Genomic DNA, 18,307 nt, shown 5'->3' with positions numbered 1-18,307 from the left:
GCCGCCTCGACGGCGGTGCGCACGACCTGGGCGCGCTCGGCGTCGGTGAGGGTCTGGTACTCGCCGAGGGAACCGTTCGGGACGACGCCGTCGCACCCGTTGGCGATCAGCCAGGCGACGTGCTCCGCGTAGGCGTCGTGGTCGACGGAGAGGTCTTCGCGGAAGGGGAGGGTGGTGGCGACCATGATCCCGTGCCAGGGGTGCGCGCGGTGCGCGGGGACGTGCGCATGGACCATGAGAGGACTCCCTTGTGTGGTGTGTGACATTTTATTGATGGAGGCGGGGTGCACAAGGGCCCGGGGCCAACCCGCTCCCCCCGGGGCGAACGGCCGGACGCCCAGAACGGCGGGGAACCGTCCGGACGCCCCGACCGGACCGGACCCGCGCGGGACCGGCCGACGCGCCGTCACCCGCCCCACGACCGCCCGCGGGAGGCCACTCCCGCTTCCGGACCACCCCTTCCCGGCAACGGGCGCACGTCCGCCTTCCCGCCGGGAACTCCGTCCCCCGACGCCTCGTTCTACAAGGACGTAGAAGGAACCGACCTCGACCATCGACGTCTGGAGTGCTCGACATGGCCCTGTGGGACCGCATCAAGGAGTCCGCATCGACGATGCAGACCCAACTGGTGGCGAAGAAGAACGACCTGAAGAGCGGCGCCTTCCGGGACGCGAGCATGGCCATGTGCGCGCTGGTCGCCGCCGCCGACGGGACGATCGACCCCGCCGAGCGCCGCCGGGTCGCCCAACTCATCGCGACGAACGAAGTGCTGCAGAACTTCGACGCGGTCGACCTCCAGCGCCGCTTCGACGACAACCTGAACAAACTGACCGCCGACTTCGACTTCGGAAAGGTCAGCGTGCTCCAGGAGATCGCCAAGGCGAAGAAGAAGCCCGCGGAGGCACGTGCCGTCGTCCAGATCGGCATCGTCATCGGCGGTGCCGACGGCGACTTCGACAAGACCGAGCAGGCCGTGGTCCGCGAGGCGTGCTACGCGCTGGACCTGCCGCCGCACGAGTTCGACCTCTGAGCACACGGCCGCCGCGGACGACTACATCGGCGCGGCGGCTGCTCGCAGGACGCGGAAGAGCGTCACGGCCGAGTTCGCCGAAGAGAGCGCCGATGCCGTCACCCCGAAGGCGGCGCCCCAGGCGGCGAGGCCGGCGGTCGTGAAGACCGACGGCCAGGCACGTCCCACCGGCGCCGGCCCCAGCAGCGCTTCGACCCTCCGGGGCACCGGCCCCGCTCCCGTGAGGGCGGGGAGCGCGCCGACGGTCGGGCGCGGTCGCAGCAGTGCGGCGCTGCCGATCGCCCGCGCCACGACACGGCGGCTGCCCACCTCGGCAGCCGCTTCCTCGTCGGCCCAGCGCTCCGTGGTGTAGTTCACCGCAGTGCGCAGCGGGCGCAGGAACGGATGGGCACAGGCCGCCAGATGGACCGTCAGCAGGTGCCGGTGGTGACGCCCCCTCACATGTGCGCGTTCATGGGCGAAGAGGGCCCTGCGTTCGGGCGGCCCGAGGCCGCCGAGCATCCCGGTGCTGACCACGACCCGGCCGCGGCCCCGCCGGCCGGGCAGGGCGTACGCATAGGGAACCGGGTCCGGAAGCACCGCGACGGACCGTGCCCGCAACCCCACGAGCGCGCCCGCGGCCCCGCGACGGACCCGCAGCCGACGCCAGACCACCCTGCCGCACGAGACCAGTACCGCGATCAGCGCGGGAATCGCCGCCCGGCCCGCGAACTCGTCGTACGGCAGGGCCGCGCGCACCCCGGGGTCCGACCAACCGTCGGGAAGCGGATTGCCGGGCAACTGCGCGGTGCCCACGATCATCAGCAGCCCGAGGCAGAGCGTGCTGCACACGGCGGAGACGCCTGCGACGACGGCGAGCAGACGGGTGGCGGTGCGGGGATGGAGCCGCCGCTCGGCGAGCCGGGCGACCGGCCAGGCGGTCAGCGGGAGGACGAGGGGGAGGAAGACGAAGACACCCATGGTGGTCAGCAGTCTTCCCCCTCGCCCCCCTCCCCCGCCGTCTCCTCCGCCGCTTGGATCAGCAATTCACGGAGGAGTCGCTCCTCGTTCGGCGAAAGTCCGGTGACGAAACTGGCCAGGACCGCCTGACGGTCCGCTTCGGCGTCCAGCACCCTCCGCATCCGCAGCGCGGCGAGCCCCGCCCCGTCCGCAACCGCCGTCCACCGGAAGGAGCGCCCCGTCCGTTCGCGTTCGACGGCGCCCTTCACCCGCAGACGGGTCAGGATGGTGATCACGGTGGTGTAGGCGAGCGCGCCGCCGAGTCGCTCGCGCACCCAGGCCACGGGAACCGGCTCGGAGGCCTCCCGGAGCACGGCGAGCACCTGGGTCTCCAGCTCCCCCTGCCGGCGCCTGCGTCGCAGCGGCTCCGCGCCGCCCTCGCTCCGGTCCGTCACGCCCGCCGCCCTCCTGTCAGCCGCCCCACCGGCCCGGCGGTGCGCGGCGGGACGGCAGGCCATCGTACTGAGCGGGCGGGGGAAGGCGTACGGGCCGAACCCCGCCCACGTCCCGGAGGGACGCGCCGTGCCGGTGCGCCCCGCACACCCGCTCCGCCTCCGCCCGGCGGACTCCGCCACGAACGGTTTCGGCGGGAGCACGGCCCGAACCTGCGGTCGTTCCGGATGCGCCCTCCCCGCAGGCCGTTCACCCGCGCGACGGGTCAGCAGCCCCCGGTGGCCGTCGGGGTGCCGGCGCCGAGCCGGATGGGTTCCGGAGCGGGTGCACAGCAGCCGCTCCGAGGGGCCTCTTCGGCGACCGGCTCGTCGAAGAGGCCGGAACCACCGCACACCCCGGTCTCGGGAAGGACGAGTTCGACCCGCTCGGCGGACTCGCGGTCACCGGCGAGGGCGGCGACCACGGAGCGGACCTGCTCGTAGCCGGTCAGGGCGAGGAAGTTCGGGGCGCGCCCGTAGGACTTCATGCCGACCAGGTAGAGGTCCGACTCGGGGTGGGAGAGCTCCTTGAAGCCGTGGGGGTAGACGGTGCCGCAGGAGTGCTGGTTGGGGTCGATCAGCGGGGCGAGTTTGACCGGGGCCTGGAGACGCACGTCGAGGCCGAGGCGGAGCTCGTCGAGGAAGGCGAGGTCGGGCCGGAAGCCGGTGAGCACGATGACCTCGTCGACCGGGTCGAGCCGGCGCCCGTCCTCGGCGACCAGCACCAGGCGCTCGCCGGCACGCTCGATCGCCTCGGTGCGGAAGCCGGTGACGGCGTCCGCGGCCCCTCCGTCGACCGCCGCCTTGGCCGCGAGGCCGAGGGCTCCGCGCGCGGGGAGCTGGTCGGCCTCACCACCGCCGAAGGTGGCGCCGGAGATCCCGCGGCGCAGGATCCACACGGCCCTGGTGCCCCCTTCCTCCCGGGCCAGGTCGGCGAGGGAGGCGAGCGCGGTGAAGGCAGAGGCCCCCGAGCCGATCACGGCGGTCCGCTTGCCGGCGTACCGGGCCCGCACCAGGGGGTCCCTGAGGTCGGGCACCCGGTAGGAGATCCGGTCGGCCGCCGCGCGTTCGCCGAGCGCCGGGAGTCCGTCGCCACCGGCCGGGCCGGGGCCGCCCCAGGTGCCCGAGGCGTCGATGACGGCCCGGGCCGGGATCAGTTCCTCGCGTCCGTCGACGTACTGGACGCGGACGGTGAACGGTCGGGTCGAGCGGTCGGCGTCGACGGTGCGGTCACGGCCCGAGCGGGAGACACCGGTCACCCGGCTCCCGACCCGCACCCTGTCGCCGAGGGCTTCGGCGAGCGGCTGGAGGTAGTCGGACGCCCAGTCACCACCCGTCGGGTACGTGCCGGGGTCGGGCTTCACCCAGCCGGTGGGGACCAGCAGCTCTTCGGCCACCGGATCGATGACCTCGCCCCAGGGGGAGAAGAGCCGCACGTGCGACCAGGCGCGCACCGCCGCTCCGGGCTGTGCCCCGGCCTCCAGGACCAGCGGCTCCATGCCCCGGCCGACCAGGTGGGCGGCGGCGGCCAGACCGGTCGGGCCGGCCCCGATGACCACGACGGGCAGCTGCTCGGCGGCGGTGACGTGCATGAGGACTCCTTTTGATTCGACGTTTGTCGATCTCTCGTGGCCCAGCTTGGCACTTGAATAGATGGACGTCAACATAGACATCAATCGAACCAAGAGTGTCGTTCGCTCCCCCGTCGTCGATCGCGCAGGGGCGGCAGGGGCGCGGCACCCGGGAACTCCCCGGCTCCGCCCACGGCAAGGCCGCCGCCCCGCGGCCCGGGTGTCAGGCGGCGGGGCGGCGGGGTGCGGTCGGCAACGGGCGTCGGGGGCTCCGTGCCCTGCTGCCGACCGCCGGGCTCAGTGTCCGGCGGCGAGTTCGCCGCTGAGCTTGCCGTGGAGGAGGGCGCTGGAGGTGTTGAGGCCCGTGATCTCGACGGTCTTGCCGCGTTGGGCGTACTTGGTCTCGATGGCGTCGAGCGCGGCGACGGAGGAGGCGTCCCAGACGTGGGCCGCACCGAGGTCGATGATGACCTTCTCGGGGTCGCCCGCGTAGTCGAACTGGCCGACGAGGTCATTGGAGGAGGCGAAGAACAGTTCGCCGGTGACCCGGTAGACGACGGTGGTGCCGTCGGGGTCGAGCACGGCGGTCACCTCCGCGAAGTGCGCGACGCGCTTGGCGAAGATGACCATGGCGGTGACGGAACCGACGACGACGCCGACGGCGAGGTTGTGGGTGGCGACCACGCACACGACGGTGATCAACATGACGGCGATCTCCCCGGCGGGCATCCGCCGGAGCGTCTTCGGGGCGATGGAGTGCCAGTCGAAGGTCGCGAACGACACCATGATCATGACGGCGACCAGCGCGGCCATCGGGATGTCCGAGACGATCGGGCCGAAGACGATGCACAGCACCATCAGGAAGGAGCCCGCGAGGAAGGTGGACACGCGGGTGCGGGCACCGGAGACCTTCACGTTGATCATCGTCTGGCCGATCATGGCGCAGCCGCCCATGCCGCCGAAGAAGCCGGTGACGATGTTGGCGATGCCCTGGCCGATGGACTCGCGGGTCTTGTTGGAGTGGGTGTCGGTGATGTCGTCGACCAGCTTCGCGGTCATCAGCGACTCCATCAGGCCGACCAGCGCCATGGCGAACGCATAGGGGGCGATCGTGGTCAGGGTGTCGACGGTGAACGGCACGTCCGGCAGCCCCGGCACGGGGAGGGAGGAGGGCAGTGCCCCCTTGTCGCCGACCGTCGGCACGGCGATGGCCGCACCGAGGGTGATGACGGTGAGGATGACGATCGACACCAGCGGAGCCGGGACGACGGTGGTGACCTTGGGGAAGAACACCATCAGGGCGAGGCCCGCGGCGATCAGCGGATACACCGGCCAGGGCACGTCGGTCATCTCGGGAACCTGCGCCATGAAGATCAGGATCGCGAGGGAGTTGACGAATCCGACCATCACCGAACGGGGAATGAACCGCATCAGCTTCGCCACTCCCAGCGCTCCCAGGGCGACCTGGAAGACACCGGCGAGGATCACGGCCGCGATCAGATAGCCGAGGCCGTGCTCACGGTTCAGCGGGGCGATCACCAGGGCGACGGCACCGGTGGCGGCAGAGATCATCGCCCGCCGACCACCGACGATCGCGATCGTCACGGCCATGGTGAACGAGGCGAACAGGCCCAGCGCCGGATCGACGCCGGCGATGATCGAGAACGAGATGGCCTCGGGGATCAACGCCAGGGCAACGACCAGCCCCGCCAGGACCTCGGTGCGCCAGACCTTGGGGTCGGAGATCCAGTCGGGCTTCAGGCCGCGCAGGCGCGCGGCGGGAGACACAGCAGTGGCGGCAGAAGACAAGGGAGACGAAACCTGTCGTGCTCGGGGCGCACCCTGTTCGGCGGCCGGGCGTGCGGGAGGACGTGGTGGAGCCAGGGCGGCACCTCACGGTCGGCCCCGTGGACACGGAGCCGGAAGAGCGGGTCGAGAAGGGGTGGAGCAGAGCTCGCGGCGGAGCCGGAGCCCAGATCCGGGGCGAAGCGTCACGGCGGGCAGGCAGCGGCGCCAGGCGTCGTGGGCTCGCGCACGCTTTTCTCCTGCAAGGATCGGAACTTCGCCGGGGGCACCTTCGGCCCCGACACGGCAACGGCAGGACGTCGGAAGGGCGGCCTCGCCGCCGGCAACTCTACCCTAACGTTAGAGTAGGGATCGGTGGCGCCCGTCCCGGGCCGAACCGGGCAGGGCCGAGGAGCCCGTCCCGGACCGAGCCAGCACGAGAAGGACCAGGGGATCAGCGGCGTGGACGGCAAGCACATGCAGATCGGCGAGGTCGCCGCGCGGACCGAACTGTCCCTGCGCACGATCCGCCACTACGAGGAGACCGGCCTGGTCACCCCCTCCGCCCGCTCCCAGGGCGGCTTCCGCCTCTACACCGAGAACGACATCGCGCGCCTCATGGTCATCCGCCGGATGAAGCCGCTCGGCTTCACCCTGGACCAGATGCGCGACCTCCTCGACGCCACGGACCGCCTGGACACGGGCGGTGCGCTCGAAGCCGAGGAGCGCGAGGCCCTCCTGGAACGCGTCCGCGGCTATCAGCGGGCCGCGGCGGAGCAGGTCGAGAAGCTCCGGGTGCAGCTGATCCGCGCCGAGGACTTCGAAGGCACGCTCCGCAGTCGACTGGAGGCGCCCGCGGTGACGGCGGGCTCCTGAACGGCCGACGCCCCGGAGGAACGGCCCTCCGGCGCGTCGGCCCCGCGCGGGCGTCAGCCGAGGGGGCAGCCGTGGCGCGCCGCGGAGGCCCCGGCGAAGGAGGCGAGGAGCGCGTTCAGCGCCTCGCGCTTCGGGCCGTCGAACGACACCGGCTGCTTGTCGGGCAGCAGGGGTGGCGTGATCTTGAAGTACGTCGTGCCGAGACCCCCCGGGCAGGTGTGCGTGCGGGTGAGGATGTCCTTGACGCTGCCGGGGTAGCGCGTGTCGAGGTACATCTCCTGCTGGGCCGAGGGTCCGTAATAGGCGTTGATCCGGAGACCGCCGCCTTGCCCCAGTTCGACGTTGCACTCCTCGGTGAGGGAGCGACCCGCTCGGTACTCTCCCACGGCGACGGCCCCCAGGGTCCTTGCGTCGGCCGCGCCCACGACTCCGCGGCAGGTCTCGATCGCGCCGGCGACCGGACGCTTCGCCTCCCCCGTCGTGTCGACCTCGTCGGGACGCCGTCCCGGCACGCCCTCGCAGTGGAAGCGTTCGGCAGCCCGGCGGGCGGTCTCGGTGGCGATCCGGGCGACGGCGACGACCTGCTCGCGGGTGAGTTCCCGGGCGTCCTTCGCGGTCCCGACGAGGACGAGCAGCCCCTTTCCGGCGAGCGGGGCGCAGTCCACGAGCACGGCTGCCTCGGGGCCGCCCCGGACGGCGAAGGAGCCGTTCCAGCCGTACCCGAGGGGAGCGGCCCCGGGGTACTCCGCGGCACCGCTGGCCCGGTGGGCGGCTGAGGGGCGCACCTGCACCTGGAGGGTGCCGGCGTCCGGATCGTTCCGCGCCGACACCGAGCAGTACTCGACGTCGTGGCCGACCCACTCCCCCGTGTGCCCCCGGGACTCCAGTTCGGCGCCGGCGAAGAAGCCCTTCACCTCGTCGAACGCCAGGGAGCCGTGGCACGTGGCGTGCGGGGAGTCCTCGTGCCGCCCCCCTCCCACGAGGGTCCAGGTCACGACGCTCGTGACGAGGAGGAGGAGCGCCGCAGCCGCACCGGCCTTCGTCCAGCGGTTCCACTTCATGTGATCCTCGTTCCTGTCCTGCGTCGTCGGGCTGGTCGTCCTCGTGCGGGTCGGCGGCGTGCTGGCGGGGAGGGGTCAGGGTTCTTGGTGCGCCGGCGTGCTCCGGGTGGGCGACGGCGTCGGGGCGAAGGAACCGGCCCGGTTCTCCATCAGGAGGACCATGACCAGGACTCCCACGCTGCCGGCGACGATCAGGAAGAGGCCGGCCGGGCTCCTGGGGTTGTAGACGTAGCGGTTGGTGCCCCAGCGGCTCTTCTTGAAGACGGGTTCCTCGTTCATCGGATCGGACTCCTCGTGGTGCGGGGGCGTGGATGACGGCCCTGCTGACGGGCGGGACTCCGCTGCGGGTGCTGAGGGACGCACAAGCGCCACGGCGCACCGGGGCAGGACTTCGGCGAGCGGGCCGGGCGGGGGAGGTCGGCCGGGGCAGTGGCCGGCAGCACGCGCAGGACGGTGCCGAAGGCCGTCTTCGCCCGGAGCGCGAGCACGGAGGGAGGCCCCTGCTCGGCCCGGGCACGGGCGCGGTTGCTCCGGCGCGCAGGAGGAAGACGGTGACGGCGATCAGCCGGATCCGTCACGTGCGCGCGCGGGGAACGGGGGTTCCGCGGAACTCGCGCCCCTTCCGTCACCATCCGTCACGTGCGCGCGCGGGGAACGGTTCCGGTCGTCGGGGCATCGGCAGCGGGGCGGGGCTCGGGGTCGACTCCGGTGTCGACGAGGTCGTCGACGTGGAAGAGGCGGGCGATCGGCACGTCGGTGCTGCTGTGGGCGATGATCGAGAAGGCGATGCAGACGGCGATCAGCGTGTACGCCTGCTCTCCCTGCGGGATGCCGGCCTGGAGCACCAGCAGGCCGTAGACGACCGAGGCGAAGCCCTTGGGGCCGAACCAGGCCGCGACCAGCTTCTCCCGGCGGTCGATGCGGGTGCCCCACAGGGAGATCAGCAGCGAGGCGGGGCGGATGAGCACGATGGCCAGGACCACCGCGACGTACCCGCCGACGGACAGGTCGCCGAAGAGCTGCGGGGTGAGCAGGGCGCCGAAGACCAGCAGGGCGGCGAACTTGGCCAGCTCGGCGAGCGACTCGCCCAGGGGCTCGAACGCCTTCTGCGACTCGGGGGACACCGCGGCCAGCACCGCACCGGCGGAGAACGCCGCCAGGTACGGGTTGGCGTGCGTGAGGTGGCAGGCCGCGTACAGGATGACGCCGATGGTCAGCGGCAGCAGCGGCTGGAGCTTGGGCTCGGCGCCCAGCAGACGGAACCGCACGAGCCCGTTGACCAGCAGCGGGAGCAGTACGCCGAAGAGCAGGCCCAGGCCCAGTTCGAGTCCGATCGTCCCGAAGGACGCCTCGGCGTGGCCGGCGGTCGGGCCGGCGGCGGCGATGAGGACCAGCACGACGGGCAGGGCGAGGCCGTCGTTGATGCCGCTCTCCACGTTCAGCAGTTCGCGCAGCCGTGCGGGGACCTCCTTGCGACCCACGATCGCGGAGGCGAAGACCGGGTCGGTGGGTGCGAGCACCGCGCCCACCAGGAACGAGGTGGTCCAGTCCAGGCCCACCAGGTAGTGGGTGATCAGCGCCATGCCGATGCACGCGAGGGGCATTCCGAGGCCGAGTGCACGGGCCGGGTTGCGCCAGTTGGCGCGCAGCTTGGCGAAGGAGACGTGCATGCCGTCGGTGAACAGCACCGCGAAGAGCGCGAGGTCCGCGGTGACCGACACGATCTCGCTCTCGGGGGAGATGTGGATCAGCCCGAGGAAGCCGTCGCTGACCAGCGCTCCGCCGACCAGGAAGAGCAGCGAGGTGGAGAGGACGGTGCGGGCGGCGAGCCCGGAGAGCAGGACCGCTACGAGCAGCGCGGCCCCGAAAACGGCGACGAGCACCATGGCGGAAGTCCCCCGATCGGCAGAAGAAGACAGGTGTCCCTTGTTCGCCGACCAGACTTCCCGGCACTCCGCAAAGGACCTTACACGTTTCTTATCTGATGTTGACAGGCCCCTGACGAGCACCCGCCCCCGCCCCAACTTGCCGGTGTCCGGCAAGCTGGGGCCGCCCGCGACCGTATCAGTGCAGGATCAGCGCCGGGTCACTGCCGCCCCCGGGCGCACCCGGGAGCGGACGTCCCCGTCACCGGGAGCTGCTGGAGTGCGCTCCGGTCTGGTAGACGTCGGGGATGCCGTCCTGGTCCTCGTCGCGGTTCTCCTCCTCGTACAGCTCCTTGTAACGGCGGTTGCGCCGGCGCAGGAGCACCGCGGCGAAGGCGGCGGCGACGAGGGATCCGACGAGGACGGCGGCCTTGACGTGCTCGATCTCCGTGGGATCGGTGAAGGCGAGCTCACCGACGAGGAGGGCGACGGTGAAGCCGATGCCGGCCAGGGCGGCGAGGCCGAAGATGTCGGCCCAGGCCAGTTCGGGGTTGAGCGTCGCCCTGGTGAAGCGTGCGGCGAGGTAGGTGCCGAGGAAGACCCCGAGGATCTTGCCGGCGACGAGGCCGATGACGACGCCGAGGGGCTCGGGATCGGCGAAGACGTGGCCGAGGGCGGCGCCGGAGACGCTGACGCCGGCGGCGAAGAGCGCGAAGAGGGGGACGGCCACGCCGGCGGAGAAGGGGTGCACGAGGTGGGAGACCCGGGCCCCCGGGGACCTCTCCTCACCGCTGTCACGGGTGGTGCGCAGGATGAGGCCCATGGCGACCCCGGCAACGGTCGCGTGGACGCCGGAGTTGTACATCAGCGCCCAGATGGCGATGCCGAGGGGGACGTACCACCACCATCCCCGGACCCGCAGGCGCTGGAGGACGTAGAAGAGGACCAGCCCGGCGAAGGCCCCGCCGAGCGCCCAGAAGTCGAGGTCGCTGGTGAAGAAGACCGCGATGATGAGGATGGCGCCGAGGTCGTCGACGACCGCGAGGGTGAGCAGGAAGGCCCTCAGGGCGGCGGGCAGATGGGTGCTGATGACCGCCAGGACGGCGAGTGCGAAGGCGATGTCGGTGGCCATCGGGACGGCCCAGCCGTCGAGGCTTCCGCCGCCCGACTTGGCGACCAGCACGTACAGGCCGGCCGGGACGGCCATGCCGCAGACGGCGGCGACCACCGGTAGCGCGGCGGTGGCCGGGGTGCGCAGCTCGCCGGTGACGAGTTCGCGCTTCAGCTCGATGCCGGCGACCAGGAAGAAGACCGCCAGCAGCCCGTCGGCCGTCCAGTGGCCCACCGACAGGTCCAGGCCGAGCGCGGGTATGCCGAAGTGGAAGTTGCGCAGGGACTCGTAGGCGGCGCTCCACGGGCTGTTCGCCCAGACGAGGGCGACGACGGCGGCGGCGAGCAGCACGAGCCCGCCGATGGTTTCGGTGCGCAGGGCTTCGGCGATCGCCTGGCGCTCGGGCCAGGGGAGCAGACCGAAGGCGATCTTGCGGGGGCGTGCCTGGGTCATGGAAGGAATCCTCCGGGGCGTGTCGGCAGGGGGGCACACGGGCCCACGGACGCCGACCAGACTTCCCGGCACACCAGCATCGTTCCTGATGCGTTCTTTACACCCTATCGGGTGATCGGGAGTCTCACCAGAGCGTCTCTCACCTGCTGAAACAAGATGAAGGGCCCTGTCCTCCGCGACGTGCGAGGTGCGGACAGGGCCCTTCGGAAGCCAGACCGTGGGGGGCGGTCAGGCGGTGGTCTTCACCAGCTCCTGGTCGTCGTCGCCGTCACGGTCGGCGTCGGCGTCGGCGTCGAGGCCGGCGTCACGCCGCTTCACGAAGGCGAGGAAGGAGTTCAGCTCGCGCTTGGCGATGGGGGCGAGGAGGTAGAGGCCGATGATGTTGATGACGGCGAGCATGAACAGCACGGCGTCGGCCATGTCGATGAGGGTCTGCAGGGTGAGCAGGGAGCCCGCGACCGCGAAGACGGTGTACAGGACCTTGAAGCTCAGCTCGCTGGCCTTGCTGCGGCCGAACAGGTGCGTCCAGGCCTTCATGCAGTAGTAGCCCCAGGTCAGCACGGTGGAGATGGCGAACAGCATGACCGCGATGGTCAGGACGTACGGGAACCAGGGCATGACCGTGCCGAAGGCGTCGGAGGTGATGGTGACGCCGCCGATGGACTCGCCGGCGCGGGCCTCGGCCCAGCTGGCCGGGTTGGCGATGACGATGGTCAGGGCGGTCATGGTGCAGATGACGACGGTGTCGATGAACGGCTCCAGCAGGGCGACCAGGCCCTCGCTGGCGGGGTGCTTGGTCTTCACCGCGGAGTGGGCGATCGGGGCGGAGCCGAGGCCGGCCTCGTTGGAGAACGCGGCCCGCTTGAAGCCGATGATCAGCGCACCGAGCACACCGCCGGCGACGCCCTGCGGGTTGAAGGCGCCCTCGATGATCGTGGAGACCGCGGACGGCACGGCACCGATGTTGACGACGATGACGACGAGGCAGGCCACGATGTAGATGCCGGCCATCGCGGGGACCAGCTTGCTGGTGACCGAGGCGATGGAGCGGATGCCGCCGAGGAGCACGATGCCGACGAGCGCGGCGATCAGGATGCCGAAGAACAGGGCGCCGGCCGACGAGCCCAGGGCGCCGCTCTCACCGCCGGTGACGGAGACGAGCTGGGCGTAGGACTGGTTGACCTGGAAGAGGTTGCCGCCGAAGAGGCCGAAGAACAGCACCATGAAGGAGGCGAGGACGGCGAGGACCTTGCCGAAGGTCTTGCCCTTCTTGCCGAAGCGGTCGACGAGGCCCTTGGGCAGGTAGTGCATGGGTCCGCCGGAGACCGTGCCGTCGGCGTGCACCTCGCGGTACTTCACGCCGAGGGTGACTTCGACGAACTTGGTGGCCATGCCGAGCAGGCCGCAGAGGACCATCCAGAACGTGGCGCCGGGTCCGCCGATGGAGACCGCGACGGCCACACCGGCGATGTTGCCGAGGCCGACGGTTCCGGAGACGGCTGCCGTCAGGGCCTGGAAGTGGTTGACCTCGCCGGCCGACCCCTTCTCGTCGTACTTGCCCCGCACCACGTTCACGGCGAGCCGGAACTTGCGCAGCTGCACGACTCCGAACCAGCCGGTGAAGACCAGGCCCGCGACGACGAGCCAGGCCACGATGAGGGGGAGCTGGGTATCTCCGATGGACACGGAGAAGAAGACGACTTCTCCGAGCCAGCTGGCTATGGGCTCGAAGAAGCCGCTGACGGCCTTGTCAACGTTCTGGGTGATGGCATCGAGTGACACGGTGGTACCTCAGGTGCGCAGGACCGGCGCGCGGGAGGCTGCGCCGGATGGGGGGATGCGGTCTTTGAGCGAACGCCGTTGTCCGTTCGGCGATCCGGGCGATCGATGTCCGCGGACTCGGAGCGTGATCACCTCGGTCGTGCTGCCGGTTCGTGCCCGGCTCCCCATGGAGGCGGCGAGGGGTGGTGCCACCTGCGGAGTTGGGCATTCCTAACACAGACCACACCCTCATCCGTGTGACCCAGATCACGATACGCATGGTAATCACGGGAAAATGCAGGGAGCGTGACGCGACCGTTATCCGAACAGGTCGATCCGTTCAAAGGACATCTATTTCTGCAGGTCAGCAGCTCGATAAGGAAACGCACCTGTCGCAGCGACCGGTGGACGGACGCGCGGCCGGGGGTTCGCACCCCCGGCTCCCGCCGTGGTCGAAACGCGTGCCGAACGACTCGCGACCGCCCTCCCGCGGGGTCAGTTCGGACCCTGCTCGGGGACCGGCGGGACGGCCGGCCGCGCCGCGTGGCGCCCGTTGGCGCGCGCCAACAGCCGGCGGGGGTCCGTCGCCCGGTTGATCGCGGCCTCGACGGCCGTGATGCGGTCGGCGAGCAGCCCGAGCGCCGCGACCGCCCGCGCGAGCGGATCGTCGGCGGAGTCGCCGAGCGCCTGGGCGCGGGTGTGGGCGGCGGTGACCTCCGACCAGCGGTCGGCCTGTTCGCGGGTGAGGGTGCCCCGGAGCCCGGCGAGCTTCAGGAGGTTGGCCTCGGCCTCGGTGGTGAGGGTCTGCGCCTCGGCGGTGTAGTGGTCGTCGATCACCGCTGCGAGTTCGGCGTCGTTCATCACGGGCGAGAGGCGCGCGGCGATCTTGTTCATCGTGCGGTAGGAGCCCTGGAGCCGGAAGCGCGGCTCGGTGCGGGACCCTTCGGCACGGGCGGCGGAGGCGATGTACTCCTCGTTGACGGCCAGGACGGTCTCACGGGCCGTCAGGAGGCGGCGCAGGAGGGCGAGGATCCGGTCGAGCTCGGCGGGGTCGTAGGGGTGGACGAGCCGGTCGCGGCGCGCGGTCGGGTCCCCGTCCGCCAAACGGACCAGCAGCTCCAGGTCCGCGCGGTCGCGTCCGGCGAGCGGCGCGAGGACCGGGTGGGCGGTGAGGGCGTTCTCGACGAAGCTGAGGGCGAAGACCTCGTCCTTGCCCGTGAGGACGTCGCCGAGGTTCCACACGTCGGCACGGTTGGCCAGCATGTCCGGCACCCGGAAGGCCTGCCCCGACTCGGTGTACGGGTTTCCGGCCATGCAGACGGCGAAGCGCTTGCCCCGCAGGTCGTGCCCGTTCAGGGTTCGGGTGGCGTCGCAGAGCGGGATGAACTTCTGGAGCAACTCGGGCGAGCAGTGCTGGATGTCGTCCAGGTACAGCAGGACGTTGTTGCCCGCCGCCAGGGCGAAGGCGATCTTCTCCAGCTCCCGGCGGGCCGTGCGGTCAGGGGCTTCCGCGGGATCGAGGGAGACCGTCCGCTGCCCCAGGGCCGGTCCGTCGACCTTGACGAGGAGCAGCCCCAGCCGCTCGGCCACGTACTCGATCAGCGTGGTCTTGCCGTACCCGGGCGGGGAGAGGAGCAGCAGCAGGCCGTGCGAAGCGCTTCGAGCGGAGTCTCCGGCCGCACCGAGCTGCTTGGCGAGGTTGTCGCCGATCAGCGGGAGGTAGACCTCGTCGACGAGCCGGTTGCGGACGAAGGAGGACATCACGCGCGGACGGTGCTCGTCCACCCGCAGTCGGGTCCGCTCGTCCTCGATCAGCGCCGTGCGGCGCTGTTGGTAGGCCCGGTAGGCGGGCACCTCCTCCGTGGCGAACCGCCGGGTCCTGGTGAGGAAGTCGTCGAGACGGAGCTCCAGGGCGCGCCCCTCCACCCGGGGGTGGCTGCCCAGCAGGCCGGCGACCGTCACCGCGGTCGGGGCGGTCACCTCGTAGCGCTCCAGGTCCGGGCAGACCTCGGCCGCGACGGCCTCGGCGAGCACGCCGTCCTCGATGCGTTCCCCCGACGCCGACGCATAGGCGGTGAGCCAGGCTTCGGCGTGCTGCCGGCGGGCTCCGGCCGTCGACAGGGCGGCGAGCGAGTCCCCGTAGGCGGAGCTCCCGACGGCGCGGCGGAACTCCTCCAGGAGGAGGCGGGCGGCGGTGGACAGGGCGAAGCCCGGAGGACCGGAGGCCAGTTCGGCGACCAGGTACTCGGCTGCCGTCGGGTCGCCCAGCTCCTGGGCCAGCTCCCTCCGCAGGCCGTCGAGGGCGGACTCCGCGCCGAAGAGGTCACGGGCCTGGGTCAGGGAGACCGCCCGCCCGGCCCACTGCTCGCGGGCTTCGGCGGTGGTGGTGTGGGCCCAGAAGACCTGGGCCGCTGCCCGTGCCGGGGCCGGGTGCCTCAGGAGACCGGCCCCCGCGTGCAGCCCCAGGACGGCCTCCAGGACGGCCGCCGCGTCGTGGTCGTGGACGCCGCGCTCGTACCCCTCGTCGTACGCGGCCCCGGCGGCCCCGCGGGCGAGCGCCTGGAGGTCTTCGCCCGCGAGGCCGTCCGCTCCGTGCTCGGCGAGGAGCCGTGCGGCCAGGTGCTCGGACCGGTAGACCTCCGGGGACTCGGAGGGCAAGGTGCGGTCCCAGAAGCGGCGGGTCGCGGCGAACTCCGGATCCGTGACCGGCGCACGGTAGTCGGTGCCCGTCAGGGCGAGGGCGAGGGCGTCCCCGTGCGGAACGAGGGTCAGCTCGGGGGCCTGTCGGTTGACCGCGAAGCGGTGGCGGCCGAGCCGGATCGTGTCCCCTCCGTCGGAGAACAGTTCGGTGCGGTCCCGCAGCGCCCTCCCGGCCTCCTGGCGGGCGGCTCCGAGACGGCCCTCCAGCTCCTCCGCCCGGACCTGGTCGCCGAGTTCCCGCAGCTCGTCCGCGATGCGCCGCACCTTGACGACCATCGGGTCGGAGGCGAAGTAGGCGTGCACCCCGTCCAGATCGGTCAGGTCGGCGGAGCGTCGGGCGATCGACTCCAGCACCCGGCCCGCCGACTCCGCGAGCCGCTCCGCACGACGGGCGCGGGCGTCCTGGAGCGCCTGCTTGCGCGCGGTGAACGCGTCGTAGATCTCCGCCCGCCTCTCGGCCAGGTCGGCGAGGAAGCGGTCGTGGTCGGCGAAGCGGGACTCCAGGTTCTCCACCTGGAGCATCAGCCGGCCGAGCTGGGCCTCGCAGTGCTCCGCCGTGTCCGAAGCCGACAGCGCACCGGTGACGGACTGGCCGAGCAGCGCCAGCTCTGCGGCGAACTCCGCCCTGCCCTCCCGGTCGAGGAGCTCGGTGCGACGGGCCGTGAGAACGGCGCGCGCCCGGTTCAGGGCGCCCAGGACGTCGGCGATCCGCGCCAGGATCGTCGTGCGGACGGTGGCGTCGCCGATGTCGAGGCCGGCGATGATCTCGCTGAGGGACCGCAGGGCGAGGACGTGCTCGTCGATCCGGTCACCGACCGGGCCCGCCTCGGCCGCCGTGGCCAGTTCCGCGGCCCGGGCCGCGAGACGGTCCGCGTCCTCGTGGTGGAGGGTGAAGGCGTCGTCGCGGTGGAGGAAGGCGACGGCACGCCGGGCCGCCGACGCCACGTCCGCCTCGACGTCGGCGGCCAGCGCGTCGATGGCGTCCGCGTCGGCGTACCGCATCTCCTTGAGGGTCACCAGGTGGCCCTGGGCCCGACGGAGTTCGGTGATCCGCGCGATCCACTCCTCGGCCGTGGCCGGAGCCTCGCCCCGCACGCGCCGGACCAGACGGGCGATGTGCCCGGCGGAGTCGGCGAGGGCCTCGGCGGCCTGCCGGGTGAGCGTCGTCACCGTCTCGAACTCGTCCAGCACCTGTGCCGCGGCGGTGCGGAGCTCGACCAGCGGACCGCTCAGGTCCCCGGTCTCCGGGTCCCCCAGCCAGTGGTGGACGTCGACCGCACGGGCACACGCGGCGAGGAGGGCCTCGTACACCTCGCGGGCGGGGGTGAGCTCGGTGGCCTGCCGGGCGACGGACAGGCAGTCGGAGATGCCCCGGACGAGGTCCACGTTGCCGATGCGCACCAGCGGCCCGTCCCCCACGGGGGCGGCATAGGTGTCGGCCGTGTAGGGCGTCTGCCAGACCTGCACCGCGTGCACCCGGCCGGGCTCGTCGTCGACCGACCTCAGGACGACCATCGTGCCGTCCTGGAGCAGGGCGTGCGCGCGGCAGGAGACCGGGCTCGCGACCTCCTTGCGGATCAGGTTGTAGGGGAGGAGGAGTTCGCGCCCCTCCTCCTGGGCGTGGAAGACGTAGAGGAGGTCCTCTCCGTTGGGCGAGCGGACCAACCGGTCGAAGACGAGGCCGGAGGTGTCGGTGTCGAAGGTCTTCACCGCACCGGAGGCGAGGCAGTAGCCTCCGGGGAAGACCAGGCCCGCGTCCTCGGGAAGCCTCAGACACGCCTGGCCGAGGCCGTCGAGCCGGACCACGGTGCCGGTCAGCGCGTTGAAGACCAGGTGCCGGTGGGTGCTCTCCTTGTACGGGCGGACCCGTAGCAGGAGGAGGGGGCCGACGGCGGCGTGCGCGACCTCGGCGTCCGCGAGGGACTGCAGGGGCTCGTCGACCGGCTCGCTGTGGATGCCGTCGCCGGTCTCGGTGTCGTCCTCCGTCTTGACCGTGAGGCTTCCGCCGACCGTGGACACGAAGATCCGGCCGTCGATCGAGACGTGCGGGAAGCGGCCCGGTACGTGGTCCTCCCGGGTCGTCTCCACCCAGTCGACCCCCTGGGAGGGGGGCAGGACGTGGTCGCGCTCCCCCTGCGCGTCCAGGAAGCGCACCTCGCCCGACGGGCCGAGGGACCACCTCAGGACGCGGAGGTCGTCGGCCTTGTCCCCCGTCTGGAAGACGGCGAGCAGCCGGCCCTCCGTCCTGCGCAGCCTCAGCAACCGTGCGTCGCGGAAGTAGCGGTGGAGCGCCGAGAACTCCCGCCGGAAGTCCGGGTCGTCCAGGAGTCCCGGGACCGCGCCCTCGGGCAGCGGGTTCAGGTCCCGGTCGTGGAGCGTCAGGACGTCCTCGACCCGGGTCTCCTCCCGGCCCGAGGAGGCCGTGTGACGGCCGAGGAGCAACACGTCGTCGCCGACGGCGACGACGTCCCGGGGCAGGGAGGCGCGCTCCGTGTGGATGCGGCCGGTGCCCGCCAGGGCCAGCTCGCCGGAACCGAACTCCGCGATCCGGGCCTCGTTGAGGGCTTCGGCCCGTCGGGCCAGTTCGCCCGCGTGGGAGACGAGACGGTCGCGCAGCATCGCGTACGTGTCCCGGTCGATTCCGGTGCTCATCTTGTTCTGCTC

At 71.9% G+C, this 18,307-nt stretch carries 13 protein-coding genes; 2 read left to right on the top strand and 11 right to left on the bottom strand.

The genetic code is table 11. The annotated features are described in order from the left end of the window. Window positions 1-236: dihydrodipicolinate synthase family protein (locus ACFW22_RS24065; RefSeq protein WP_386408176.1), on the bottom strand; the 236-nt coding region annotated here is incomplete at its 3' end. Between the two features lie 338 nt (window positions 237-574). Between ACFW22_RS24065 and ACFW22_RS24060 the strand changes: the two genes are divergently transcribed. Next, window positions 575-1,030, top strand: a complete 456-nt coding sequence (locus ACFW22_RS24060) for a tellurite resistance TerB family protein (protein ID WP_386408174.1) — start codon at window positions 575-577, stop codon at window positions 1,028-1,030. Window positions 1,031-1,051: 21 nt separating this feature from the next. Here the strand turns inward: ACFW22_RS24060 and ACFW22_RS24055 are convergent, their stop codons facing one another. From ACFW22_RS24055 to ACFW22_RS24040, 4 genes are all read right to left on the bottom strand, one after another. Further along, window positions 1,052-1,990 (bottom strand): M56 family metallopeptidase, encoded by a 939-nt coding sequence (locus tag ACFW22_RS24055; RefSeq protein ID WP_386408172.1) that lies wholly within the window; start codon window positions 1,988-1,990, stop codon window positions 1,052-1,054. 5 nt (window positions 1,991-1,995) lie between these two features. After that, entirely contained in the window at window positions 1,996-2,424 is a 429-nt protein-coding gene (locus ACFW22_RS24050; RefSeq protein ID WP_386408170.1) for a BlaI/MecI/CopY family transcriptional regulator, read from the bottom strand. 263 nt (window positions 2,425-2,687) lie between these two features. Beyond that, a complete protein-coding gene (locus ACFW22_RS24045) occupies window positions 2,688-4,052 on the bottom strand; it encodes an NAD(P)-binding protein (RefSeq protein WP_386408168.1) in 1,365 nt (454 codons plus the stop codon). A 276-nt stretch (window positions 4,053-4,328) separates the two neighbouring features. Next, window positions 4,329-5,819: a SulP family inorganic anion transporter gene (locus ACFW22_RS24040; protein WP_386408178.1), complete on the bottom strand. Its 1,491-nt coding sequence runs from the start codon at window positions 5,817-5,819 to the stop codon at window positions 4,329-4,331. A 459-nt stretch (window positions 5,820-6,278) separates the two neighbouring features. Between ACFW22_RS24040 and ACFW22_RS24035 the strand changes: the two genes are divergently transcribed. Continuing rightward, entirely contained in the window at window positions 6,279-6,692 is a 414-nt protein-coding gene (locus tag ACFW22_RS24035; RefSeq protein ID WP_386408166.1) for a MerR family transcriptional regulator, read from the top strand. Window positions 6,693-6,745: 53 nt separating this feature from the next. Here the strand turns inward: ACFW22_RS24035 and ACFW22_RS24030 are convergent, their stop codons facing one another. The 6 genes from ACFW22_RS24030 to ACFW22_RS24005 form a co-directional block, all read right to left on the bottom strand. Next, window positions 6,746-7,753 (bottom strand): hypothetical protein, encoded by a 1,008-nt coding sequence (locus ACFW22_RS24030; RefSeq protein ID WP_386408164.1) that lies wholly within the window; start codon window positions 7,751-7,753, stop codon window positions 6,746-6,748. A 75-nt stretch (window positions 7,754-7,828) separates the two neighbouring features. After that, complete coding sequence (locus ACFW22_RS24025) at window positions 7,829-8,032, bottom strand: hypothetical protein (protein WP_386408161.1); 204 nt, start codon at window positions 8,030-8,032, stop codon at window positions 7,829-7,831. Window positions 8,033-8,388: 356 nt separating this feature from the next. Next, on the bottom strand, window positions 8,389-9,639 hold the full coding sequence (locus tag ACFW22_RS24020; RefSeq protein ID WP_386408159.1) for a cation:proton antiporter: 1,251 nt from the start codon (window positions 9,637-9,639) through the stop codon (window positions 8,389-8,391). Between the two features lie 241 nt (window positions 9,640-9,880). Beyond that, window positions 9,881-11,182 (bottom strand): Na+/H+ antiporter NhaA, encoded by a 1,302-nt coding sequence (gene nhaA / locus ACFW22_RS24015; RefSeq protein WP_386408157.1) that lies wholly within the window; start codon window positions 11,180-11,182, stop codon window positions 9,881-9,883. Between the two features lie 228 nt (window positions 11,183-11,410). Next, window positions 11,411-12,964 carry an alanine/glycine:cation symporter family protein gene (locus tag ACFW22_RS24010; RefSeq protein WP_386408155.1) on the bottom strand — a complete coding sequence of 518 codons (1,554 nt, stop codon included), beginning with the start codon at window positions 12,962-12,964 and terminating at the stop codon, window positions 11,411-11,413. A 474-nt stretch (window positions 12,965-13,438) separates the two neighbouring features. After that, entirely contained in the window at window positions 13,439-18,295 is a 4,857-nt protein-coding gene (locus tag ACFW22_RS24005; protein WP_386408153.1) for a DNA repair ATPase, read from the bottom strand. Between the last annotated feature and the right edge of the window lie 12 nt (window positions 18,296-18,307).

The sequence above is a fragment of the Streptomyces sp. NPDC058872 genome, assembly GCF_042743065.1.
In the GTDB taxonomy this organism is placed as follows: domain Bacteria; phylum Actinomycetota; class Actinomycetes; order Streptomycetales; family Streptomycetaceae; genus Streptomyces.
The sequence above is the reverse complement of the archived record's forward strand: the minus strand, read 5'-3'. Positions and strand labels throughout refer to the sequence as shown.